This is a genomic window from Kribbella endophytica (assembly GCF_054781295.1).
This window is the reverse complement of sequence record NZ_BAAGUR010000009.1, coordinates 84,653-107,442: the sequence shown is the minus strand read 5'-3', so window position 1 is coordinate 107,442 and position 22,790 is coordinate 84,653. Positions and strand designations below refer to the sequence as shown.

Annotated in this window: 20 protein-coding genes; 11 read left to right on the top strand and 9 right to left on the bottom strand. The window is 69.3% G+C overall.

The window, feature by feature from the left end; translation table 11 throughout:
• From ACYVIO_RS42700 to ACYVIO_RS42690, 3 genes are all read left to right on the top strand, one after another.
• The coding region (locus ACYVIO_RS42700; protein ID WP_460656747.1) for an elongation factor 1-alpha C-terminal domain-related protein at positions 1-647 on the top strand (647 nt) is incomplete at its 5' end.
• On the top strand, positions 644-1,426 hold the full coding sequence (locus tag ACYVIO_RS42695; protein WP_460656746.1) for a sirohydrochlorin chelatase: 783 nt from the start codon (positions 644-646) through the stop codon (positions 1,424-1,426). The genes ACYVIO_RS42700 and ACYVIO_RS42695, both read left to right, overlap by 4 nt.
• 58 nt (positions 1,427-1,484) lie before the next feature.
• Positions 1,485-1,970: a hypothetical protein gene (locus tag ACYVIO_RS42690; protein ID WP_460656745.1), complete on the top strand. Its 486-nt coding sequence runs from the start codon at positions 1,485-1,487 to the stop codon at positions 1,968-1,970.
• Here the strand turns inward: ACYVIO_RS42690 and solA are convergent.
• The 7 genes from solA to ACYVIO_RS42655 all read right to left on the bottom strand — a co-directional run bounded on the left by solA (position 1,960) and on the right by ACYVIO_RS42655 (position 9,126).
• Positions 1,960-3,117: an N-methyl-L-tryptophan oxidase gene (gene solA, locus ACYVIO_RS42685; RefSeq protein ID WP_460656744.1), complete on the bottom strand. Its 1,158-nt coding sequence runs from the start codon at positions 3,115-3,117 to the stop codon at positions 1,960-1,962. The two genes, ACYVIO_RS42690 and solA, sit on opposite strands and share 11 nt — an antisense overlap.
• Before the next feature lies 1 nt (position 3,118).
• Entirely contained in the window at positions 3,119-3,901 is a 783-nt protein-coding gene (locus ACYVIO_RS42680; RefSeq protein WP_460656743.1) for a phosphotransferase, read from the bottom strand.
• A 5-nt stretch (positions 3,902-3,906) separates the two neighbouring features.
• The gene (locus ACYVIO_RS42675; protein WP_460656742.1) at positions 3,907-4,767 is read right to left on the bottom strand and encodes a PPK2 family polyphosphate kinase; all 861 of its coding nucleotides are present in this window, start codon (positions 4,765-4,767) and stop codon (positions 3,907-3,909) included.
• Between the two features lie 62 nt (positions 4,768-4,829).
• The gene (locus ACYVIO_RS42670) at positions 4,830-5,552 is read right to left on the bottom strand and encodes a hypothetical protein (protein ID WP_460656741.1); all 723 of its coding nucleotides are present in this window, start codon (positions 5,550-5,552) and stop codon (positions 4,830-4,832) included.
• 155 nt (positions 5,553-5,707) lie between these two features.
• Positions 5,708-6,439: a hypothetical protein gene (locus tag ACYVIO_RS42665; protein ID WP_460656740.1), complete on the bottom strand. Its 732-nt coding sequence runs from the start codon at positions 6,437-6,439 to the stop codon at positions 5,708-5,710.
• 119 nt (positions 6,440-6,558) lie between these two features.
• Positions 6,559-7,569: a cell division protein ZapE gene (gene zapE / locus ACYVIO_RS42660; RefSeq protein WP_460656739.1), complete on the bottom strand. Its 1,011-nt coding sequence runs from the start codon at positions 7,567-7,569 to the stop codon at positions 6,559-6,561.
• A gap of 72 nt (positions 7,570-7,641) precedes the next feature.
• Positions 7,642-9,126: an alkaline phosphatase family protein gene (locus ACYVIO_RS42655; RefSeq protein WP_460656738.1), complete on the bottom strand. Its 1,485-nt coding sequence runs from the start codon at positions 9,124-9,126 to the stop codon at positions 7,642-7,644.
• A 282-nt stretch (positions 9,127-9,408) separates the two neighbouring features.
• On the opposite strand from ACYVIO_RS42655, the gene ACYVIO_RS42650 reads away from it, so the two are divergent.
• The 6 genes from ACYVIO_RS42650 (at position 9,409) to ACYVIO_RS42625 (ending at position 15,870) form a co-directional block, all read left to right on the top strand.
• Complete coding sequence (locus tag ACYVIO_RS42650) at positions 9,409-10,731, top strand: ABC transporter substrate-binding protein (protein WP_460656737.1); 1,323 nt, start codon at positions 9,409-9,411, stop codon at positions 10,729-10,731.
• Positions 10,732-10,735: 4 nt separating this feature from the next.
• Positions 10,736-11,704 carry a carbohydrate ABC transporter permease gene (locus ACYVIO_RS42645; protein WP_460656736.1) on the top strand — a complete coding sequence of 323 codons (969 nt, stop codon included), beginning with the start codon at positions 10,736-10,738 and terminating at the stop codon, positions 11,702-11,704.
• On the top strand, positions 11,701-12,576 hold the full coding sequence (locus tag ACYVIO_RS42640; RefSeq protein ID WP_460656735.1) for a carbohydrate ABC transporter permease: 876 nt from the start codon (positions 11,701-11,703) through the stop codon (positions 12,574-12,576). The genes ACYVIO_RS42645 and ACYVIO_RS42640 overlap by 4 nt, the downstream gene beginning before the upstream one ends.
• Positions 12,577-12,597: 21 nt before the next feature.
• On the top strand, positions 12,598-13,368 hold the full coding sequence (locus ACYVIO_RS42635) for a VOC family protein (RefSeq protein ID WP_460656734.1): 771 nt from the start codon (positions 12,598-12,600) through the stop codon (positions 13,366-13,368).
• A 139-nt stretch (positions 13,369-13,507) separates the two neighbouring features.
• On the top strand, positions 13,508-14,461 hold the full coding sequence (locus ACYVIO_RS42630; protein ID WP_460656733.1) for an aldo/keto reductase: 954 nt from the start codon (positions 13,508-13,510) through the stop codon (positions 14,459-14,461).
• A complete protein-coding gene (locus ACYVIO_RS42625) occupies positions 14,458-15,870 on the top strand; it encodes a GH1 family beta-glucosidase (protein WP_460656732.1) in 1,413 nt (470 codons plus the stop codon). Before ACYVIO_RS42630 ends, ACYVIO_RS42625 begins: the two co-directional genes overlap by 4 nt.
• Here ACYVIO_RS42625 and ACYVIO_RS42620 read toward each other — a convergent pair.
• A complete protein-coding gene (locus ACYVIO_RS42620) occupies positions 15,859-17,082 on the bottom strand; it encodes an ROK family transcriptional regulator (RefSeq protein ID WP_460656731.1) in 1,224 nt (407 codons plus the stop codon). The genes ACYVIO_RS42625 and ACYVIO_RS42620 overlap by 12 nt on opposite strands.
• 116 nt (positions 17,083-17,198) lie before the next feature.
• Between ACYVIO_RS42620 and ACYVIO_RS42615 the strand changes: the two genes are divergently transcribed.
• Positions 17,199-18,158 (top strand): zinc-binding dehydrogenase, encoded by a 960-nt coding sequence (locus ACYVIO_RS42615; RefSeq protein ID WP_460656730.1) that lies wholly within the window; start codon positions 17,199-17,201, stop codon positions 18,156-18,158.
• Between the two features lie 113 nt (positions 18,159-18,271).
• Here ACYVIO_RS42615 and ACYVIO_RS42610 read toward each other — a convergent pair whose 3' ends face one another.
• The gene (locus tag ACYVIO_RS42610; protein ID WP_460656729.1) at positions 18,272-21,583 is read right to left on the bottom strand and encodes a M28 family peptidase; all 3,312 of its coding nucleotides are present in this window, start codon (positions 21,581-21,583) and stop codon (positions 18,272-18,274) included.
• A gap of 211 nt (positions 21,584-21,794) precedes the next feature.
• Between ACYVIO_RS42610 and ACYVIO_RS42605 the strand changes: the two genes are divergently transcribed.
• Positions 21,795-22,778: a LysR family transcriptional regulator gene (locus tag ACYVIO_RS42605; RefSeq protein ID WP_460656728.1), complete on the top strand. Its 984-nt coding sequence runs from the start codon at positions 21,795-21,797 to the stop codon at positions 22,776-22,778.
• Positions 22,779-22,790 lie beyond the last annotated feature (12 nt).

Here is a 22,790-nt window from a genome sequence, read left to right as displayed (position 1 = left end):
CCTCCGGCCAGCCGCTGCGGTTCCCGGTCCAGTACGTGATCCGCCCGCAGACCGACGACCAGTACCGCGACTACCGCGGCTACACCGGAACAGTTGCCTCCGGCACCGTCTCGGTCGGCGACCAGGTGATCGTGCTCCCGGCCGGCCGCCGTACGTCGGTCGCCGGCATCGACCGCGCCGTGGTCACCGCCACCTCGACCGCCGTCGCCGAACGCGCCTCCGCCGTCGCCGGCGAGGCCGTCACGGTCCGGCTGGCCGACGACCTCGACGTCGCCCGCGGCTCGGTCATCGTCGCGGCCGACTCCTCCCCCGGCACCCGCCGGGAGCTGTCGGCCACCGTGTGCTGGCTGTCGGACCGCCCGCTGTCGGTGGGCGCCCGGCTGCTGATCAAGCACACCACCACCACCGCCCAGGCGATCGTCACCAAGATCAACGGCGTACTGGACCTGGACACGCTCGGAGTCATCGACGCCGCCGGGCTCGACCTGAACGACATCGGCAAGGTGCAGCTCAAGATCGCCGCACCGCTGGCCGCCGATCCGTACTCCAGCAACAACATCACCGGATCGTTCCTGCTGATCGACGCCCACGACGGGTGGACACTCGCAGCCGGCATGATCGACGAAGAAGAAGGGGAACTGCTGTGACCGCACCCGCGCTCGTAGTCCTCGCCCACGGCAGCCGCGATCCGCGATCGGCCGCCACCGTCCACTCGCTGGTCAAGTGCCTGCGCGAGATGCGGGACGACCTGCGGATCGAAGCCTCCTTCCTCGACCACTGCCCGCCCACGCCGTACCAGGTGCTCGGCAAGCTCGCCGCCGAAGGCGTCGAGGAGGTCGTGGTCCTGCCGCTGCTGCTCTCGACGGCCTTCCACGCCCGGATCGACATCCCGGCCGTGATCGACGAGGCCCGCGGCCGGTTCCCGAGCTTGCGGATCATCGCCTCCGACGTGCTCGGGTACGACGAGACGCTGCTCGACGTGCTCGACCGCCGGATGCGCGCCGAGCTCAAGGACGGCCGGGTGCGCGAGCTCGACGCGCTCGTGCTCGCCTGCGCCGGATCCAGCGACGCCCAGGCGAACGCGGCCGTGACCCGGCTCGCCCGCCTCTGGGGCCAGCGCCACAAGCTCCCGGTCACCGCGGCGTTCACGACCGCGGCGTCCCCGAGCCCGGCCGAGGCCGTCCTGCAGTGGCGGCTGGAGGGTCGTCGGCACGTTGCCGTCGGCTCCTTCTTCCTCGCCCCCGGCGTACTGCCGGATCGCGCTGAAACCACGGCCCGCAAGGCCGGAGCGGTCGCGGTCTCCCGCCCGCTCGGCGTCAGCGCCGAGGTCGCCCGCCTCGTCATGCTCCGGTACGGCGTAGCCGGCCTGGACCTGCTCACGCTGGCTGCACCGGCCCCGCGCCCGCAGCTCGTCCGTACGGCCTGACCTGCAAGCGGCTGCCGGGTTCCCATTCCCGGCAGCCGCTTCACCGTAGGGTTGGACCATGCCCTACGTCCTCAAAGCCCGGTCCGGTCCCGGCAACCTCTGGGTGATGCGGGACCATCCCGGTCAACCCGAGTACGGCGACTACCTCGGTGCGGACGGCGAGAGCCTGTACGACCTGATCGCCGACGGACGCGTCGAGGACCTTGGCTTCACGCCGCGGTTCACCCGCTCGAACAGCGGCAAGCCGGGCGACCTGCTGTGGACGACCGGCGACATGGCGAAGCTGGCGTCGCGACGTTTCGTCGACGTCCTCGAAGCGGTGGGAGCGACGGGATACCGGACGTTCCCCGTGGAGGTCCGCGGGAAGCGTGGCGAGCCGATCGGTGACTACGTCGGGTTCGCCGTGCTCGACGCCGACCCGGAGAAGGATCTGCGGTTCGAGCTGTGGTACCAGGGGTGGAGCTTCGTCGCGTCGGACCGGGTGGCGGACGCGTTGAAGGCGGCCGGGGTGACGGAGCTGTCGGTCAAGCGCCTCAAGAGCTGAAGCGTCGAGGGTCGAGGAACGTCGTGTCGCAGTACGGCGTCTCGCCGAGGGTGAGTTGGGCGAGGAGCTCGCCGAGGCCGCCGGCGTGTTTGAAGCCGTGGCCTGAGTCGCCGCCGGCGATGACCAGGCGACCGGTCTCGTCGGGGTGGCCGATGAGGAACTGGCCGTCGGGTGAGTCCGTGACGATGCAGGGCAGGAGTTTGACCGGGACCGGGTCGAGGCCGGGAAACGCTTCTTCGACGGCGGCGGAGATCTCGTCGACGTCGCCTCGGGGATGGACGTAGCGGTCGACCTCGTCGGCGTCCGCGAACGGCGTGCCCGCGACGTGGCCGTCGTGTTCGAGGCCGAGCTTTACGCCGTACCCGTCGCCGGAGCCGTGGCCCCAGAAGCCGATCCCGCCGGCGCGCTGCCAGATGAACGCGGGGAAGCGCTCCAGCGTGAACTCGTCCGACGCGGGATCCTTCGGCTCGAACCAGTACAGCGGCGTACGGCGAGGCACGAGCGGCAGGCCGGGGACGACCTTGCCGAGCCAGGCGCCGGTCGCGACGACGACGCGTTCGGCGCGGATCTCGATCGTGGGCGTCCTCACCAGCACGCCATCGCCTGAGGCCTCCACGGCGGTGACGAGGGTGTGGGCGAAGACCTGTGCGCCCAACTGCCGCGCGGCTTCGACCTGCGCGCGGACGATCGGCTCCGGGAAGCACAGACCGGCGCCCGGATCCCAGACGCCGATGTCGTCCGCGCCGAAAGCGCCGTACTGCGGTTGGCGGGCGACCAGCTCTGCGTGGCTGAGCTCGACTACGGGGACGCCCGCTTGAGCTGCGGCGGCTAGAGCACCGGTGACGGGCTCGCTGCCGGGCGGACCGGCGTTGAGCGATCCGGTCTGCTCGACCAGGACCTCACCGGTCTGCGCTCCGAGAGCGGTCCACAGTTCGAGCGACTTCTGCGCGATCGGCGGCAGGCCTGGGTGCTCCATGCAGGCGATCCGGAACAGGCGGGTGATGCCGTGCGACGAGCCCAGCGCGTGGCCGATCGCCTGGCGCTCGACACCGATCACGTTGACGCCGCGCGCAGCCAACCGCCAGAGCGCGGCCGAGCCGAAAGCGCCCAGGCCGACCACCACGACATCCGTGCGCAACGTCTCCATGTCAGCCCCAGGTGAGCGGATCCAGCAACAGGTAGAAGTCGAGCCGACGCTGATCCGGCTCCTCCAGACCGTACCCGCGCAGGAACTCGTCGGCGGGCAGATCCCACTCGTCGAGCAGTTGGGCGGTGGTCAGCGCCAGATCGGCGTACCGGTCAGCCAATCCGAGCCGGCCGAGGTCGATGAACCCGGTCAGTTCGAGCGTCTCCGGGTCGAGCAACACGTTCGGCAGGCACGCGTCGCCGTGGCAGACGACCAGGTCGGCGACCTTCTCGGCGTACGGCTGCTCGGCCTTGACCCGCTCCAGCAGGGTATCGGGCCGTTGCTTTCGCGACTCGTCGTTGAGGAAGTCCGGGTTCACAGCACCACGCCGTACGACGTCCGCCGCTTGGTCGACGACCTCGCTGAGCGGCCGGGAGAACGGGCAGTCCGGCAGCTCATGCAGCGCTCGGAACGCGGCCGCGAGAGCAGAGAGCGCATCCTGGCGTTTCTCCGGCGGAAGATCGACCGCCGCGACACCAGGGACAGCAGTCGTCACCAGGCAGGCGCCGTCGGCGGACTCGATCCAGTCCAGCACCTCAGCACCCGGGATCCCGGTCGCAGCCAACCAGATCGCGCGATCGCGCTCCCCGCGCAGCTCCTCGATCCCGTGCACCGGAGCGCACTTCGCGTAGGCCGCACCGTCCGGGCGCCGGAACACCTCGGTGTCCGACTCACCAGAACCCACCGGACCCCAGTCCCCGGCGGGCAGCACCGCCGGCCGGCCCTCGCCGGAGAGGCCCGTCATCCCCATCAGGTCGTGGCAAGGCGGGCCTTCTCGCCCTCCACGTCGAAGTCGGCGGTCGGCCACTCCGGGTTCAGGTCGCGCAGGGTCTCCAGCAGCAGGGTCGTGACGGCCCAGTTGCGGTACCACTTGCGGTCGCTCGGGATCACGTACCAGGGCGCCGACGGGCCGTTGCAGTTCTCCAGCGCCGCCTGGTACGCCTCGGCGTACGCCGGCCAGAACTCGCGCTCGTCGATGTCGCCGGGGTTGTACTTCCAGTACTTGGTCGGGTCGTCCAGCCGCGCCTCGAGGCGTTCCTTCTGCTGGTCGGCGGAGATGTGCAGGAAGCACTTCAGCACCGTCACGCCGCTCTCGGCCAGCTCGGCCTCGAACTCGTTGATCTGTTCGTAGCGCCGGTTCCAGACCGGCGGGGCGACCAGGTTCCGCACCCGGGCGATCAGCACGTCCTCGTAGTGCGAGCGGTCGAAGATCCCGATCATGCCGGGTTCCGGCAGCGCTTGGCGGATCCGCCAGAGGAACCCGCGCCGCTTCTCGGCCGCGGTCGGCGCCTTGAACGACGTGATCCGCAGACCCTGCGGATCCATCAGTCCCGCGCCGTGCCGGATGACGCCGCCCTTGCCGGACGTGTCCATCCCCTGCAGCACCAGCAGCACCGACCGGTTGCCGCCCTTACGGCCCTCGGCGAACAGGCGTTCCTGCCAGTCCGACACCTCCGCGCCGAGCGCGTCCAGCGCGACCTTCCCGTCGTCCTTCGACCCGTCGAACCCGGTGGTCGCGCGCGTGTCGTAAGCGCTCAGGTCGACCGGCCCCGCCGGCACCCGCAACGCGTCCAGCAACTTGTCGCCCGGTGCAGCCTTCTTCTTCGCCATGACGACATCCTGCCCCATCCCCACCGGCAAACCGGTGAGGACAGGGCAGGTGCGGTACGACGTCAGCGCGTAGTGACGGCGCTGCCGAGGTCCCAGCTGATCGACGTCGAGTACAGCGAGAAGCGGTAGTCCCGCACCTTGCTGTACTTGTACGAAAGGCTGACCTCACCCTTCGAGTTCGTCCACAGGCCACCCTTGAGGGTCTGCCACGTGGTCGAGCCCTTCTCACGGAACTGGAAGACGCCCGCGGCCGACCGCTTGAAGAACACGTTGTTCCCCACGGAGTACAGCAGCGAGGTGCCCTTCAGCGTGACGACGTCCGCCTTGCGCGACGACGAGATCCACGCACCGGCCGCCAGCTTCACGGTCGTCGAGGCGCTGTTCTGGGTGTAGGTGGTGCCGTCGGTGTTACTGGAACCGCGACCCTGGAAGGTCTGGGTGCCGATCGCGTCGTCGGAGTAGACCCACCAGGTGCCGTCCAGGTCCGGGTCCGTGGCGTCCCAGCCGATGAAGTTCACATCGCCCTTGGACGGGTGGTTGAGCACCCACAGCGAGGCGTTGCCCGCGCGGTTGCAGTCGCCGCTGACCTTGCCCGGCAGGATCAGGAGCGGCTTGCTGATGGCCACCCGGGTCGGGACCGAGACGTTGCAGGTGCCCGCGGCCTGCGCCGAGGCCGGCGCCTTGAAGGACGGCTGCGGGACCGGCCGGCCGGCGGAGGCCGCCAGCGGGGTCACAGCGGCGATGCCGAGTACGGCAACGGCCGCCGTGAGGGTACGACGAATCATTCGATGTGCTCCTTGGTGTCGAACCTGATCGGCACTGGGACCCCCCTCAGCACCATGCAATGGGGCGGAGCGTAGTTCGCGACGGGGTCGCAGGTGACCAGGTTCGACGGCAACTGAGAGCTGGGTCACTCGCCAGTTGCACCAAGTTGCAACTCTCAGCGGGTGGTGACGGCGCTGCCGAGGTCCCAGCTGATCGAGGTCGAGTACAGCGCGAAACGGTAGTCGCGGACCTTGCTGTACTTGTAGGAGAGAGTGACCTCACCCTTGGTGTTGGTCCACAGGCCGCCCTTGAGGGTCTGCCACACCGTCGAACCCTGCTCGCGGAACTGGAAGACGCCGGCCGCCGAACGCTTGAAGTAGTTGTTCGTGGTGACCGAGTACAGCAGCGAGGTGCCCTTCAGCGTGACGACGTCGGCCTTGCGCGACGACGAGATCCACGCGCCGGCCGCCAGCTTCACCGTGACCGGGACGTTGTTCTGGGTGAACTCGGTGCCGTCGGGGTTGATGCTGCCGATGCCCTGCCAGGTCTGGGTGCCGATCGGGTGGTTGTCCGGCACCGACCAGCGACCGTCGCCGATCGGGTCGACCGGGTCGAACAGCAGCCCGTTCACGTCACCGAGGCTGGGGTGGTTCAGGATCCAGCCCGACGTGTTGTCGGCGACCGCGCACCCACCGGTGCGCTTGCCGTACAGGGTCAGGTCCGGCTTGCCGATCGCGACCCGCGTGGGGACGGACAAGGTGCAGGGTCCGGCGGCGTCGGCCGCGGAGACCGGGCCCTTCAGGCTCGGCGGCATCACCGGGCCGGGGCGGGCGGCCGAAGCCGACAGCGGCGCGAGGGCCGCGAGACCGACGACCGCGACGGCGGCCGTCAGAGTACGACGAATCATGCGATGTGCTCCTAGGTGTCAGTCACTGATGGCACTGGGACCCCCCTCAGCACCGAGATGGTTCGCAGGCTAGCCACCCAGGGGTTCTCCGGCCGGAGCATTGCGTGCAAGCCGAATGGTCAGTCCATTCCCGCGTGAGCCAGGGCGATCAGGCGGGACAGAGCGCGCAGGTACTTCTTGCGGTAGCCGCCCTTGAGCATCGGCGGCGAGAAGAGGCGGTCGAGCGGGAGGCCGCTGTGGATCAGCGGGAGGTCCCGGTCGTACATGCGGTCGGCGAGTACGACGAGGCGGAGCGCGATGTTCTCGTCGGTGAGTTCGCGGAGGTCGGTGATGCCGACGATGTCCACGCCGTCGAGGAACGCGCCGTATTTGCTCGGGTGGAGCTCGCCGAGGTGGTGGTACAGGTCGACGAAGTGGTCCGAGGAGGCGTTCGGGCGTTGCGAAGCGGCCTGCTCGACGGCGGCGTCGGTCCAGGGGTCCGGGGCGACCGGAAGGCCGCGGTGGCGGTAGTCGGGGCCGTCGATCCGGCGTACGTCGAAGTGGCCGGACAAGGCCTGGATCTCGCGGAGGAAGTCGGTCGCCTGGAAGCGGCCCTCGCCGAGCTTGTCCGGCAGCGTGTTGGAGGTCGCCGCGAGCTGGACGCCGGCGTCGACGAGCTGGCGCAGCAGGCGTGAGATGAGGACCGTGTCGCCGGGGTCGTCGAGCTCGAACTCGTCGATGCAGATCAGCCGGTACGCCGACAGCGCCTCGACCGCGTTCCGCAGGCCGAGCGCGCCGACGAGGTTGGTCAACTCGACGAACGTGCAGTACATCTTCGGCCCGGCCGACACGTGCCAGAGCGACGCGAGCAGATGGGTCTTGCCGACGCCGAAGCCGCCGTCCAGGTAGATGCCCGGCTTGAGCGTCTCGGCCGGCGCCTTCCGCCGCCACCAGGACTTCTCCCGGCGCGGTTCGGCGAGCACCTTCCCGCGTTCGACCAGTACGCCGAGCACCTCCGCCTGACTCGGCTCCCCCGCCGCCGGCCGGTACGTCTCGAACCGCACGTCGGCGAAGCGAGGTGGAGGCACGCACTCCGAGAGCAACCGGTCCGGACTCACGTCAGGCCGCCGCCCAACCAACCTGATCGCCATACCGGCAACCCTACGATTCACCGCGGACTGATGGTGACCGCAACACAACCAGGGCGGTCACCATCAGACAGATCAGCCCACGTGCGGGCGGTGCCCCGGCTCCTGGCGGGGGAACGTCTGGTGGCTGCCGGGAACTTCTGGCAACGGCAGCTGCGAGGCCTGGTACTGCGCGAGGCTGTACTGACCGGTGGTGTCCGGCAGCGTCGGCGCGTGCTTGGTGTCACCGAAGCGGAACGCGCCGGTCAGGTCGCCGACGGTCCGGCGCCGCCACGGGCTGATGTTGGTCTCCTTGACCCCCGTGATCCGCTCGAGGAGACGCAGCTGCGACGTGTGGTCGGAGGTCTCGGAGAACACGTAACCACCGGTCGTCCACGGCGACACGATGATGCACGGCACCCGGAAGCCCAGCCCGACCGGCAGGCCGCCTCCGTCGACGCCGGTGTTGGACGTCTTGGTCACGAACTCCCCCGGCGTTCCCGGCCGCGGCGTCGGCGGTACGACGTGGTCGAAGATCCCGTCGTTCTCGTCGTACGACAGGATGAAGACCGTCTTGGCCCACACCTCGGGGTTCGCCGCGATGGCGTCGATCTTGCTCGCCACGAACGTCGCGCCGGCCGCGGGCAGCGATGCCGGGTGCTCGTCGAAGCCCGACGGCGGCAGGATCCAGCTCACGGTGGGCAGCTGGTCGTTCATCGCGTCGTACTCGAACTGTCCCATCGGCTGGGTGACCATGCCGTTGTCGTACAGCGGATCGCCCGGCTGCGCGCCGCCGAACTGCTTCCACTTGGTGATCGACGCCGCTCCGGTCTGGCCGCCGGGCTGGCGGTAGACCTTCCAGCTGACGCCCGCCTCCTGCAACCGCTCGGGGTAGGTCGTCCAGCTGAACTGGTTCGCCGGGCCACCGGTGGTCAGCGACGGTCCGCCGGCCAGGCCGTCCGGGTCGATAGTGCCCGACATCCACATGTGCCGGTTCGGGGCCGTCGGGCCGAGCACCGAGCAGTGGTAGCCGTCGAGGATCGTGAAGGCCTCGGCCAGCGCGAACTGGAACGGGATGTCCTCGCGGGTGAAGTAACCCATCGTGTACGGGCCGTTCTTGGCGCCGTCGGCCGCCAGGTGCGCGGGCAGCCAGTTGTCGTTCCGGCCGCCGTTCAGCGCGTCGTGCTGGACCTTCCACTCGTGGCTGGTCGACGGGATCGCCTGCGCGGCGCTGATCTTGGTGTTCAGGCGGTACGGCAGCAGAAACCCGTCCGGGTTGGACGGGTCCGGCTGGTAGAACACCGGCCGGCCGTTCGGCAGCCGGGCCGCGTGCGGATCGTTGAACCCGCGGACGCCGGACAGCGTCCCGTAGTAGTGGTCGAAGCTGCGGTTCTCCTGCATCAGCATGACGACGTGCTTGATGTCCTTCAGGCCGCCGTGCTTCGGCGGCGGTGACGCCAGCGCCGCCCGGACGTTCGGCGGCAGGGCGAGCGAGGCGGCGGCCAGGCCGGCAGCGGCCGCACCGCCGCCGAGCAGGCGACGCCGGCTGACGCCGGTGGGCTGGTCGGATGAGTCGTTCATCGGGTCTCGATTCGAGGGGGTGGGCGCGCCGACCGTTCGGCGCGGTGCCACTGTCACCGTCCGTCCGCGAAAAGATCGGCGGCCAATACTTATGTGGCGAACCGGCGAACATCCGGCAACCCGTGCGTGCGTCCATCCGGATCCCGGGACGGTCCCATCCGATCTGAAGGCACCGCGTGGAAACAGCGGGGAAACGATCGTCCGGCCTTGACGGCTTTCTTACTTTTAGTTAGGAAGTTGTCAACGGGGATCGCAGCCGGGCTGAACGAGCGAGGAGTCAGCATGCAGGGTGATCGGCAACTCCCATCCACACCGTTTCGACGACGGACCCTGCTCAAGGGCGCGCTCGGCGGGGCCGCGGCGCTCGGGCTCGGGTCCTCGCTGGCAGCCTGCAGCGACGACGGCGGGTCGAGCAGCAGCGGCGGCAAGGCCGTCGTCCGGGTCTGGTCCTGGTACAGCGACCAGGAGGACCAGTTCCCGAAGCTGATCGAGAAGTTCCAGGCCGCGCACAGCAACATCACCGTCGAGAACCGGATCTTCGGCACTCCCGACCAGTACCTGCCGGCCCTCCAGGCCGCGGTCGCCGGCGGCGACGTACCGGAGATCTTCGCGCCGCACACCCGGGCGCTGACCTACGGCACCGGCGGCGTCTCGGCCGACCTGAAGAAGGACCTCGGCGACGACTTCTTGAAGGACTTCTTCGACTCCGCCAACCAGGAGTACACCCTCGACGGCAAGCAGTACGCCGTGGGCTGGATGGCGCAGACCTTCGGCCTGTTCTACAACCCGGACATGCTGAAGAAGGCAGGTGTCGGTGAGGACGAGATCGAGACCTGGGACGACCTGATCGCGGCCGCCGCCAAGATCAAGGCCATCGGCAAGCACCCGGTCGCGCTCAGCTGCAACCCGACGACCAGCTCGCTGGACTTTTTCCTGCCGCTGCTCACCCAGGTCGCCGACGACCCGACGTTCTACCTCAAGCTCGACCAGCTCCAGGACGGCCTGACCTACGAGGACCCGAAGGTGATCCAGGCGCTCGAGCTGAACCAGAAGATCGTCAAGGGCGGCGTCTTCCAGCCCGGTACGACGGGCACCAGCGGCGACCAGGTCCCGCAGATCTTCTACACCGAGAAGTCGGCGATGCTGTTCAACGGCTCGTGGTCGCCGCAGGGCCTGTCCAAGGACGCTCCCCCGGCGTTCGCGAAGAAGTACAAGGTGATGAAGACCCCGGCGATCGCGCCGGGCAAACGGCACTGGTGCGCGAACCAGGCCGGCGCCGGCTGGGCGGTCTCGGAGACCAGCAAGAACAAGGACGCCGCGCTGGAGTTCCTGCGCTTCCTGTACTCCGCCGACCAGTACTCCCCGACCATGAACGACTCGAACTCGATGCCCGCGACCAAGAGCGCCGCGGCCCGGATCGAGCTGCCGATCATGAAGCAGATGACGTCGTGGCTGACCGACGGCGACGGCTGCCCGCACATCCCGTTCGGGCCGGGCTCGGTCGCCGCCGGGGATCCGCTGTCCAAGATCTTCGACGGCACCGGCGAGCCGGCCGCGGTCGCCAAGGAGATGCAGCAGGCGGTGCAGAACGCCAAGGGCGGCTGATCGGGTGGCGACCGCGACCACCGCCCGGCCGTCAGCGGCACCGGCACCCCGTCCGCAGCGCAAGGCCGGCCGCTTCGGTTCACCGCTGCGCAAGTCGCAGCGGATCGCGGGCTACCTGTTCGTGCTGCCGACGTTCGCGCTGTTCCTCGGCTTCGTGCTGTGGCCGATCCTCCGGACGACGTACCTGAGCCTCACGCGGTGGGGCGGGTTCGGGTCGCCGCAGTTCATCGGGCTGGACAACTACACCCGGATGCTCGGCGACCCGGTCGCGCGGCGCGCGCTGATCGTCACGCTGGCGCTGACCGCGGTGACGACGGTGATCCTGACCTTCCTCGGCCTGCTCACGGCGGTTCTGGTGAACGTCGTGTGGAAGCACGTCGGGGTCCTGGTCCGGACCATCCTGTTCATCCCGGGCATCGTCTCGTTCGTGGTGTCCGGCGTGCTCTGGAAGCTGATCTACGACCCGAACATCGGCACGCTCAACCAGGTGCTCGGGGCCGTCGGACTCGACTCGCTGCAGCATCCGTGGCTGGCCGACAGCCGGACCGTGCTGCCGGCCATCATCGTCGTGACGGTGTGGGGCGGGCTCGGCTTCAACATGCTGATCTTCTTCGCCGGCATCCAGGGAATCGATCCCAGCCTGTACGAGGCGGCGGCGGTCGACGGCGCGAACACGGTCCAGCAGTTCTGGAACATCACCGTGCCGAGCCTGCGCGTCGTGACCGGGCTGGTGGTCAGCCTCGGACTGCTGAACGGGTTCAAGGCTTTCGACATCATCTACGTGATGACCGGCGGCGGCCCGAACCACGGCAGCGAGGTCCTCGGGACCTACCTGTACTCGCTCGCCTTCGGCTCGACGTCCGGGTCGATCCCGCAGCTCGGCTACGCGAGCGCGTTCAGCGTCGTGACGATGATCCTCTGCACGATCGCGGTGATCGCTCAGCTCTGGCTGACCAGAAGGGCGGACCGATGAGCGCATCCACGGTCGAGCAGGACCGGCGTACGGCGGAACAGCACGCGCCGTTCCGCTTCCCGCTCGGCAAGAGCTTCGCGGCGTTCGTGCTGGCGCCGTTCTGCGTACTGATGGCGTTCCCGTTCGTCTGGATGCTGCTGACCTCGCTGCGCGAGCCGAGCACGATCTTCGGCGGGCCGATCATCCCGGACAAGCTGACCTTCGCCGGCTACTCGACCGCGTGGACCAAGATCGAGTTCCCGCTGCACTTCTGGAACAGCGTCTGGATCACGTCCGTGACGGTCGTCGGCGTACTGGTCTTCGCGACACTCAGCGGGTACGCCTTCGCCAAGCTGGACTTCCCGTTCCGCAACACGTTGTTCGTCCTGCTGCTGACCACGCTGATGATGCCGTCGACGGCGCTGATCATCCCGCTCTACCTGCAGCTCAAGACGCTCGGGCTGCTGGACACCCAGACCGGGTTGCTGGTGCTCTACATCTCCGGCTCGGCACCGTTCGCGATGTTCCTGATGCGGGCGTTCTTCCAGACCCTGCCGGACGAGCTGATCGAGGCCGCGCGGGTCGACGGCGGCTCGGAGCTGGTGATCTTCTGGCGGGTGATCCTGCCGCTGACCCGGCCGGGCATCGCGACCGTGGTGATCTTCCAGTTCCTGCAGACCTGGAACGAGTTCCTGATCGCGAACACCGTGCTGCAGGACACCAAGTCGCTGCCGCTGCAGCCGGTGCTGTTCACGCTGATGGGCCAGTACTCGACCAACTGGCCGGCGCTGACCGCCGGTCTCACCCTGTCGGTCGTCCCGGTCGTGATCGTCTACGTCCGGATGCAGCGGCAGTTCGTCGCCGGGATGATGCTCGGCGCCGTCAAGAACTAGAACCCCTACCGAAGGAGAACCGTGTCGATCAAGAACGTGGTCGTCAACTGCACCGACGTACCGGCTTCGGTCGAGTACTACGGGAAGTTCCTGGAGCTGCCGCTGATCGGCGAGGCCACCGAAGAGCGCGCTCTCCTGGACGCCGTGACCGCGACCGTCGAGCTGCGCCGGGTCGAGACCGGGCGGGAGGCGACCACCTGGGTCGGCGACGACCTGCAGAAGGGGTTCCGGCACGTCGGCTTCAAGGTCGACCGGCTCGACGAGCGGGCCGCGGTCCTGAAGGCCGCCGGGGTCGAGTTCAAGCTCGATCCGCTGGACGCCGAGGGCGCGGTCCGGATCTGCTTCTTCTTCGACCCGGACGGGACGCTGCTGGAGATGATCCAGGGGGATCTCCAGTACGCCGCCGTGCTGGACGCGGACGGGGTCGCGAAGGAGCGCGCGCTCGGCGTACCGGCGCGGCCGCGGTTCGACCACGTCGCGGTGACGATCGAGGACCGGGAGGCGACCCACGAGTACTACCGGGACAACTACGGCTTCTCGTTCATCGGCACGATCGAGCAGCCGCACGACCCGCGCGGGTTCAGCATCGGCTACCTCAAGGGCGGCGACACGGTGATCGAGGTGTTCACCTACGACCGCGAGAAGTCGTCCCGGGAACCGCAGCTCGACGTGGCCGGTTTCTCGTACGCCGTACTGGCCGGTGACGCTCCTTCCGGACTGCGCGCGCTGACCGCTCCCGACGGAACCCAGGTCCACGTCGATCCGGACGGTTTCGCGTTCACCACGATCTGACTTAACCGGTTAGGCTACTGCCAACAGACCTCGTCGCCCGCCTGCTCCTTCAAGTACCAACCCCCGATCGGTGGCCGGTACTTGAAGGAGTGGGTGGGTTGAGGCCGCCCAGCCACCCACCTCCCGAAAGTTGGTCCTCGTGACTGATCCCTCGGCCGACGACTGGCTGCGGCCGCTCGGCTCGACCGGACTGACCGTGTCCGCCGTCTGCGCCGGCGGCGCCCTGCTCGCGAGCATGCCCGAGGTCTTCGGGTACGAGGTGAGCCGCGACGAGGCCGTCGCCGTGATCGACCGGGTGTTCGACGGTCCGCTGCGCTGGATCGACACCTCGAACGGGTACGGCGCCGGCGAGAGCGAGCTGCGGATCGGCCAGGCGATCGCGGACCGCGGCGGCCTGCCGGACGGCTTCCTGGTCGCGACCAAGGTCGACGCGCTCGGCGACGACTACTCGGGTGACCGGGTCCGGGCCAGCGTGGCCGAGAGCAAGGAACGGCTCGGGCTGGAGCAGCTGCCGCTGGTCTACCTGCACGATCCGGAGTTCCACGACTTCGCGAGCATGCGGGACGCGGTCGACACCTTGATGAAGCTGCGCGCCGAGGGCGAGATCGGGCACGTCGGTCTGGCCGGCGGGTCGGTGCAGGAGCTGGCGCGCTATCTCGACCTCGGAGGCTTCGAGGTGCTGCTGGTGCACAACCGGTGGAGCCTGGTCGACCACAGCGCGGAGGCCCTCATCGAGAAGGCGCTCTCGGCCGAGCTCGCGGTGATCAACGCGGCGATCTACGGCGGCGGGATCCTGGCGAACCCGCAGGGCGGCCTGCAGAAGTACGGGTACCGCGACGCGCCGGCGCAGATGCTCGAGGCGGTCGCGCAGATGGACAAGGCGTGCCGCGAGTACGGGATCGACCTGTCCACGGCCGCGCTGCAGCACTCGGTGAACGACCCCAAGATCACCGGCACCGTCGTGGGCTTCAGCAAGCCGGCGCGCGTCGACCAACTGGTCGCGGCGCTGGAGACCGAGATCCCGGCGGAGCTCACCGCTCGCCTGGCCGAACTGATGCCCGACCGCACCCACTGGCTGGAAGGAACCCGATGAGCAACTCTGATGGTGCGATGCCCGCGGACTCGACGTCGCCCTCGCTCGGGCTCGCCCGATCCGCTTTTCCGAGCGACTTCGTGTGGGGCGCGGCGACCGCGTCGTACCAGGTCGAGGGCGCGACGCGTGAGGACGGCCGCGGGCCGAGCATCTGGGACACCTTCGCCGCGACGCCGGGAAAGATCGCGGACGGCGAGACCGGGGAGGTTGCCGACGACCACTATCACCGGTACGAGGAGGACATCCGGCTGCTGGCGGGACTCGGGCTGAAGGCGTACCGGTTCTCGGTCGCCTGGCCGCGCGTGGTGCCGACCGGGAGTGGTGCGGCCAACCAGGCGGGGCTCGACTTCTACCGGCGGATCGCCGAGACGTGTCTCGCGAACGGCGTCACGCCGTACGCGACGCTCTATCACTGGGATCTCCCCCAGCCGCTCGAGGACGCCGGCGGCTGGCTCGTGCGCGACACGGCCGAGCGGTTCCGGGACTACGCGGCGCTCACGCACGACGCGCTCTCCGACGTGGTCTCGCACTGGATGACGCTGAACGAGCCGTGGTGCTCGGCGTTCCTCGGATACGGCAACGGCGAGCACGCGCCGGGGCGGGTCGAGGGTGCGGATGCGCTGAAGGCGGTCCACCATCTGCTGCTCGGGCACGGCCTGGCGCTGCAGGCGATCAAGACGCCGTCGAACACCGTCGGGATCGCGTTGAACCCCGCTCCGGTGTACGCCGCGTCGGAGTCGGACGCCGACCGGGACGCGCAACGCCGGGTCGACGGGCTGCGGAACCGGATGTTCCTCGATCCGCTGCTGGTCGGGAAGTACCCGGCCGACGTACTGGAGGACACCGGGACGGCCGAGTGGTTCAGCCGGTACGACGCGGACCTGCGACTGATCTCGGCGCCGCTGGACTTCATGGGCGTCAACTACTACTGCCCGTCGACGGTCGCGGCGCCGGCCGACGGCGAGTTCGCCGCGCCCGGTGGACCGACCACCCAACCCGGCAGCGAGAAGGTCGTTGCCGTCGACACCGGTCTCGACAAGACCCAGATGGGCTGGGGCATCGACCCGAACGGCCTGCGCGACATCCTCGTCCAGATCACCACGATGGCACCCGAGCTCCCGCTCTACATCACCGAGAACGGCGCGGCGTACCCCGACGAGATCACCGCGGACGGCACGATCGAGGACGCCGAACGCCAGGCGTACTTCGAGAAGCACCTCACCACGGCCGCCGAGGTCGTCGCCGAAGGCCTGCCGCTGAAGGGCTACTTCGCCTGGACCCTGATGGACAACTTCGAGTGGTCCTGGGGCTACACGCGGCGCTTCGGGCTGGTGCACGTCGACTACACGACACAGCAACGCACGATCAAGAACAGCGGTCTCTGGTTGAAAGACTTCCTAGGTCGCTAGAGCCCGGTTGGAAGTCTGGTGCGGCGTCAGCTGGCTGTGCAGGACCAGCGACGCCGCACCGAGCGCTGCCGCACTCGGGCCCAGCTTGGACACCTCGACCCGCGTCGGGTGGATCGCCCGGACGAACGAGAGCCGGTTGATCTCCTCCGTCGCGGCGCGGGCGTAGAGCTCACCGGCCTCACTGAAGCCGGGGCCGGCCAGGATGATCTGCGACAGGTCGAGCAGGTTGGTGATCGAGAGCAGCGCCTTGGCCAGGTACCGCGCGGACTGCTCGATCAGCTCCAGGCAGCGGGCGTCACCTTCGGTGGCCCGCCGGGCGATCCGGGCGAAGTCGGTCCGTACCGACGTGCGCTTTCCGCGCAGGTCCTTGGCCAGCGCCGGATCCTGCTGGGCCAGCTCGACAACCCGCGCGGGCGCGGCCAGCGCTTCCAGGCAGCCGTTGCCTCCGCACCAGCACGGCGGGCCGTCGACCTCCAGGACCATGTGGCCGATCTCGCCGACGTTCGAGGACGAGCCTCGGTAGACGTCCCCGTTGGTGACCAGCCCCAGGCCGAAGCCGGCGGCGAGGTACAGCGTGGCGAAGTCGTTGGCCGACGGGATGCGGCCGGCCCAGAACTCGCCGATGGCGGCACAGGTCGAGTCGTTCTCGACGACGACCGGGTGGTCGATCGCCTGACTGAGCTGACCTTGTACGGCGAACGGCTCCCACGCGTACCGCTCGCGATCGGCCCGGAGCAACGACGACCCACTCCCCTGCCGGCCGGCCAGCGCGACGCCAACGCCGACCAGGGTGGCCGGCTCGACGCCGGTCCGCGTGATCAGGTCCTCGAGCTCGCCGACCAGCCGGGTGATCACCGTCGCGGGGATGTCGCGGCCGATGCCCTTGGAGGCGAGCTGCTCGATCACGCGGCCGTTCATGTCGGTCACGACGTACGTCGTACTGAGCGTGTCGATCGAGATCCCGACCGCGTGCCGGGCCCGCGGGTTGAACTGCAGCAGCGTCGCGCGTTTACCGCCGGTCGGGTCGCCCAGGCCGGTCTCGACGATCAGGCCCTCGGCCAGCAGCTGCTTGACCACCCGCGAGATCGACGCGCCGGTCAGCCCGGAGCGGTCGGCCAGCGCGACCCGCGTCACGGTGCCGCTGGAACGGATCAGGTCCAGGATCGCGCTGTGCGTCTCCTGGGCCGTCGCACCCTTCAAGATCTTCGCCACGTCGTTCCCTCCCTGTCCGCACTTTAATACAGAAGGTAAGGAAGTGGTGCAGGTTGACCTCAACTGAAGTTGAGGTCCTAGCGTGCGAGGGAGGTTTCCAGAGAGGGAGTGCGCAGATGCGGGCGATCCGCTTGTACGAGTTCGGTCCGGCCGAGAACCTGATCTTCGAGGAGGTCCCCGACCCGGTGCCCGCGGCGGGTGAGTTGCTGATCGCGGTCGAGGCCGCGGGAGTGCATCTGCTGGACACGATGCTTCGGCGCGGGACGGCGGCCGGCGGGCCGGTCGCTCCCCCGACGCTGCCGACGATCCCCGGGCGAGAGGTCGCGGGACGCATCGAGGCTGTTGGCGCGGACGTCGACGCGGGGTGGGTCGGGAAGCGCGTGGTGGTCCACCTCGGGCCGGTGCCTGGCGGGTACGCCGAGAAGGCGGTCGCCCGAGTCGAGTCGGTGCACGGAATTCCCGATCACGTGAGTGCTGCTCACGCGGTCGCCACGATCGGTACGGGCCGGACGGCGACGGGGATCCTGGAGCAGGCGGCGATCACGGCTGACGACGTCGTACTGGTGACGGCGGCCGCCGGTGGGATGGGGAGCCTGTTCGTGCAGAGCGCGCGCAATGCGGGAGCGACGGTGATCGGTCTCGCCGGTGGCGCGGAGAAGACCCGGCAGGTGCAGGAGCTCGGGGCGCAGCTCGTGATCGACTACCGGCAGGCCGATTGGGCGGATCAGGTCGAGGAGAAGCCGACAGTGGTTCTCGACGGCGTCGGCGGCGAGGTCGGGCAGCAGGCGTTCGAGCTGCTGGGGATCGGCGGGCGGATCCTGATGTTCGGCTGGTCCGGCGGTGGGCCGGTCGAGCTCACCACGGCCGACCTCATGCAGCGCGGGCTCAGCGCGACCTGGGCGATCGGGCCCAAGCTGATGCACCGGCTCCGGGATCTGGAGACCGAGGCGCTGCGCCGAACCGTCGAGGGCGAGTGGGTGCCGCTGGTGACCAGCTTCCCGCTGGCCAAGGCGGCCGACGCCCACCGTGCGCTGGAGAACCGTGAGACCGCCGGCAAGGTGGTCCTGGGCACCTAGACCAGGAATCCCCCTGCGCCTCAATGCCGGGGAGCCCGGGCCTTCGCCGACGGTCTCACGGGGTGCGGGCTCCGGGCCGCCTGGTGTGCGGTCCGGAGCCCATCAACCGCGACTTACCAGATCTGGTAACCGAACGTGGCACTACCGCTTGCCCCGCCACTGTCGGTCGCCGTCACCGTTGCCGAGTAAGTCCCGCGGCTGGTCGGTGTCCCCGAGATGACTCCGCTGGTGCTGATCGACAGGCCCGGGGGCAGTCCTGTCGCGCGGAAGGTGACCGGCCGGCCAGAGCTGGCCGTTGCCCGGATCTGCAACGGGAAGCCCTGGTAGCCGACGAACCCGTACTGGCTGCCCGGGTTCTGCACCGTCACCGTGCCCGTCGACGAACCGGTCACCGTGAGGCTGAAGGTCACCTCGTGGCTGACCGCGCCGGTGCCCTTGACCGTCACCTGGTACGTCCCGGCCGGCGTTGTGGCCGACGTCGCCAGGGTCAGGGCCGAGGTGCTCCCGGACGTCACCGAGGACGGCGAGAAGGAGGCCGTCGTACCGGACGGCAGGCCGCTGGCCGCGAGCTGCACGGTCTGCGCGTCGCCGCTCGTGGTCGCCGTACGGACCGTGGTCTGCGCCGAGCCGCCCGCCGCCACCGACCGCGAGGCCGGGTCGAGCGACAACGAGAAGTCGTTGCCGGCCGGCGGGGTCTCCCCCACCGCGAGCTTCCACAGCCCGTACGCCGCGGCGTCGGCACTGCGGTCGAGCACGGTCGCGTTGATGTTCGACGGGTACTTGTCGCAGGAGCCGTGGTAGCACGGGTCGTACGCCGAGCCCGACGTACCGCCCCACTTCTGCGCCTGCGCCGTGGTCTTGCGCGCACTCGCCCCGGCGGCCACGCCGCTGGTCGGGATCCCGGCGTTCTTGAACGACGCGTCGTCGGAGCGCCCGGCGCCCTCGGTGTTCTCCTCCGGCGCCAGGTTCAGCCCGTCGTAGAACTCCTTCAGCACCTTGCCGGTCGTCGTGGTGATGTTGTTGACGAAGTACCCGGCGTTGGTCGAGGCGACCATGTCGAAGTTGAAGTACGCCTTGATCTTGGACCGCTCGGCCGAGGGCAGCTGACCGATGTAGAACTCGGAGCCGTTCAGGCCCTGCTCCTCGTCGGTCCACCAGCCGAACCGGACGTGCTTGGCCAGCGACGGGTTCTTCGCCGCCAGCGTCAGCGCGGTCTCCAGTACGACGGCCGATCCGGACGCGTTGTCGTTGCTGCCGGCCCCGGCACTCACGCTGTCCAGGTGCGCGCCGAGCATGACGACCTGGTTCGCGTCCCCACCGGGGAAGTCGGCGATCAGGTTGTCCGAGGGGTACGTGCAGTTCGTGCAGCGCTGCTTGGCGACGGTGAACCCGGCGTCCCGCAGCTTCTGCTCGATGTAGTTCACCGACGCCGTGTAGCCCGCCGAACCGGCGCGTCGGTTGCCACCGTTGTTGTCGGCCGCCTGCTGCAGCGCGGCCAGGTGTGCCTTCACCTTCTCCACGTCGACGTCCGGTACGCCGGCGGGCGGGGCGGTCCCGCCGACGGTCAACCGGTACGTCGCCGTCCGGTCGGCAGCCGTTCCGTCACCGGTGATCGTGACGGTGTAGCTCCCGTCCGGCGTACTGGACGACGTGGCGATGGTCAGCGTCGAGGAGTTGCCCGACTGGACCGAGGCCGGCGCGAACGACGCGGTGGCGCCGCTCGGCAGGCCGGACGCGCTCAGCTGCACGGTCTGCGCCGAGCCGCTGCCGATCACGGTGTTGATCGTCGCGGTCGCGGACTCACCGGGCTTGACCGAACCGTTGGCCGGCGAGACCGTCATGGTGAAGTCGTTGCCGGTCGGCGCACAGGTCGTCTCGCCGGACTGGGTGCCCAGGGCAACGGCATCCCAGGCGGCCTTCACCTTGGCGTGCAGCGCGCAGCTGGAGTCCAGGTTCTTGGCCGCGGCCAGCGTCGCCACCCGCCACTTCGGGTAGCTCATCCCGGAGGTCTTGGCGAGCATCGTGTTGTAGAACAGCTTGCCCGCTTCCTGGTGCCCGATGCCGGTCAGCGTGCTGCTGTTGCAGGTCGGGCTGTTCGGCTTGCCGTTGCCAGGGTTGCTGCCTTCGGCGAGCAGGTAGAACCAGTGGTTCATCGGGCCGGCCGCGGCGTGCACCGACGACGGCAGGCTGGTCGAGTAGCAGTTCGGGTGGCCGGAGATCTTGGCCGGCTCGTACATGTACCGGATCGGCCCGGCGCCCTGCAGGTTGATCTCCTCGCCGACCTCGTAGTCCGGCGGGTCGTTCGGGTTGTTCAGGTAGTGCTCGGTCAGCGTGCCCCAGATGTCCGCGACCGCTTCCTGCGACGGGTGGCCGGAGATGCCGCCCGGCGTCTTGGCGTCCAGGCCGTGCCCGTACTCGTGGGCGACGACGTCGGTGCCGGTGATCCACTGCCGGTTGTTGTTGTAGCCGAAGACGACGCCGTCCGGGTTGCTCTGGTGACCCCAGTACGCGTTGACGTCGCCCAGCCCGACCAGCGCGTCGGCCCACTTGCCCTGGCCGTCGAGGCCGTTGCGGCCGTACCAGTCCTTCAGCATGTTCCACTCACCGGCGGCGATGTACATGACGTCGACGCAGCCGGCCTCCTTGTCGGTCTTGGAGGTGCTCCCCCAGACGTCGTCGGAGCCGGAGTAGACGGTGCCGGTGCTGTAGTCGGCGCAGCGCAGGTTCGGCCGGCCCGGGTCGGCCATCGTGTACGACGAACCGCTCTGCGTCGTACCGAACGACAGGTTGCCGCCGTTCCAGACGCCGGTGCCGGTGCCGGACGCGGTCTGCTCGATCGCGTGCACGACCTTGCCGGTGCGCGCGTCGACGTACACCTTCTGCCGGCTGTCCTCGCCGTGGTCACGGCCCTGGACGATCGACTCCCAGGCGAGCACCGGCTTTGCGCCTCCGGCGTACACCACCAGCGTCGGGTCGCCGGGAACGGCCTTGGCCTGGTCGAGCGCGGTCAGCGCCGCCTTCTCGGCCGCGGCCTTGCCGACGACCGGGTGACGGTTCACGTCGATCGCGCGCTGCTGGGCGACGGAGATGCCCCGGGTGTTGCCCTTGGCATCCGTCGTGACGACGAAGTCGCCGCCGATCACCGGGAGGTCGTAGTACGTGCGCTGGTAGGCGACGTACTGCAGGCCCCACGGCGTACTGATGTCCTGCTGCCGGACGAACTGGTCACCGGGGCTCGCCTTGAGCTCGGCGGCGCGACCCTCGACCAGCCGGTCGGCGGTCGCCAGGGCGGCGGCGCGCGGATTGACCGGTGGGTCGGCCTGGGCGTCGGCTGCGGGGAGCCTGGTCGCGACCACCGCTGTGGCGGCGGCCGCGAGACTCAGCACGCAGCCGGCTGCGACAGTGCGCAGGGCTGTGCGTTTCACTGGGACACTTCGTTTCTTCATGTGTACGGCCTCACTGAAAGGGGCGGGACCCCAGCGCCGGCCGGGGGGCTGCAGGGCCGTCCGGCCGGCGGCGGGGGACGAGGATCCGGGGTTCGGACTGGGCAGGTGAACGCCCGGGGTCCTCTGTGCAAAGAGATTGGCACCCGTGAGTTATGGCTGTGATATCCCAGCAGGGCATAACCTCGCCGCTATGGAGCTCGAGCTGAGGCATCTGCGAGTGGTCTGCCGCCTGTCCGAGAGCGGCAGCGTCTCGAAGGCCGCGGCGGCCCTGGGCATCTCGCAGCCGTCACTGACCGCCCAGCTGCAGCGGATCGAGGAAGCGATCGGCGGACCGCTGTTCAAACGCGGCCCGTACGGCGTGGAGGCGACTCCGCTCGGCAAGCACGTCCTGGGTCGCGCCCGCTCGATGCTGGCCGACATGGACGACCTGGTCGGCAGCAGCCGCCGGTACACGATCGGCACCGGGCCGATGCGGCTCGGCGCCATGCGCACGGTGATGTACGGCGCCTGGTTGTCCCGGCTCGAGGAGGTACTGCCCGGACGGGAGATCATCACGCAGGTGGACTCGTCGTGCGCCGTACTGACCGATCTGCTCGCGGCCGACATCGTCGACGTCATCATGCTGGGGCGATGTGACGACGTGCACGCGCCGCCGTGCCCGACCGGCGTCCGGGAGCAGACCATGGTCTACCCGGAACCGTTCGCGGTCGCGCTCCCGGCGACGCACCGGCTCGCGGAGCGCGACGAGATCGAGCTGAGCGACCTGGCCGGTGACATCTGGATCTGCCCGCCGGCCGGTCAGGAGGACGGCGACCTCGCCTACCTGCGGACGACGTGCGAGTCCGTCGGCGGCTTCACGCCGCAGTTCCGGTACTCCAACCTCGACACCCCCGACATCGAGCAGCTGATCGGCGCCGGGCGCGGAATCAGCCTGTGCGCGCCGACCGTCCGCGAGATCCCGAACACGGTCGTCCGGCCGCTGCGCGACCACCCGCTCACCTGGCGCCGGACGTTGCGCTGGCGCACCGACCACACCACGCAGGAGGACGTCGACCTCGTGCACCAGGCCTTCGTCGCCACCTACCGGGCCACGATCGCCGAGAACGCGACCCGGCGGCCGTGGTGGACGACCCACCCGGGCTCCCACCCGACCGTGCTCGACCCCGGCGAATAGACACCGACTTGT

Excerpts from the sequence above, each read along its gene's own strand:
- ACYVIO_RS42690 (WP_460656745.1), top strand. The coding sequence starts at position 1,485 with ATGCCCTACGTCCTCAAAGCCCGGTCCGGTCCCGGCAACCTCTGGGTG.
- solA (WP_460656744.1), bottom strand. The coding sequence starts at position 3,117 with ATGGAGACGTTGCGCACGGATGTCGTGGTGGTCGGCCTGGGCGCTTTC.
- ACYVIO_RS42680 (WP_460656743.1), bottom strand. The coding sequence starts at position 3,901 with ATGACGGGCCTCTCCGGCGAGGGCCGGCCGGCGGTGCTGCCCGCCGGG.
- ACYVIO_RS42675 (WP_460656742.1), bottom strand. The coding sequence starts at position 4,767 with ATGGCGAAGAAGAAGGCTGCACCGGGCGACAAGTTGCTGGACGCGTTG.
- ACYVIO_RS42670 (WP_460656741.1), bottom strand. The coding sequence starts at position 5,552 with ATGATTCGTCGTACCCTCACGGCGGCCGTTGCCGTACTCGGCATCGCC.
- ACYVIO_RS42665 (WP_460656740.1), bottom strand. The coding sequence starts at position 6,439 with ATGATTCGTCGTACTCTGACGGCCGCCGTCGCGGTCGTCGGTCTCGCG.
- zapE (WP_460656739.1), bottom strand. The coding sequence starts at position 7,569 with ATGGCGATCAGGTTGGTTGGGCGGCGGCCTGACGTGAGTCCGGACCGG.
- ACYVIO_RS42655 (WP_460656738.1), bottom strand. The coding sequence starts at position 9,126 with ATGAACGACTCATCCGACCAGCCCACCGGCGTCAGCCGGCGTCGCCTG.
- ACYVIO_RS42650 (WP_460656737.1), top strand. The coding sequence starts at position 9,409 with ATGCAGGGTGATCGGCAACTCCCATCCACACCGTTTCGACGACGGACC.
- ACYVIO_RS42640 (WP_460656735.1), top strand. The coding sequence starts at position 11,701 with ATGAGCGCATCCACGGTCGAGCAGGACCGGCGTACGGCGGAACAGCAC.
- ACYVIO_RS42625 (WP_460656732.1), top strand. The coding sequence starts at position 14,458 with ATGAGCAACTCTGATGGTGCGATGCCCGCGGACTCGACGTCGCCCTCG.
- ACYVIO_RS42615 (WP_460656730.1), top strand. The coding sequence starts at position 17,199 with ATGCGGGCGATCCGCTTGTACGAGTTCGGTCCGGCCGAGAACCTGATC.
- ACYVIO_RS42605 (WP_460656728.1), top strand. The coding sequence starts at position 21,795 with ATGGAGCTCGAGCTGAGGCATCTGCGAGTGGTCTGCCGCCTGTCCGAG.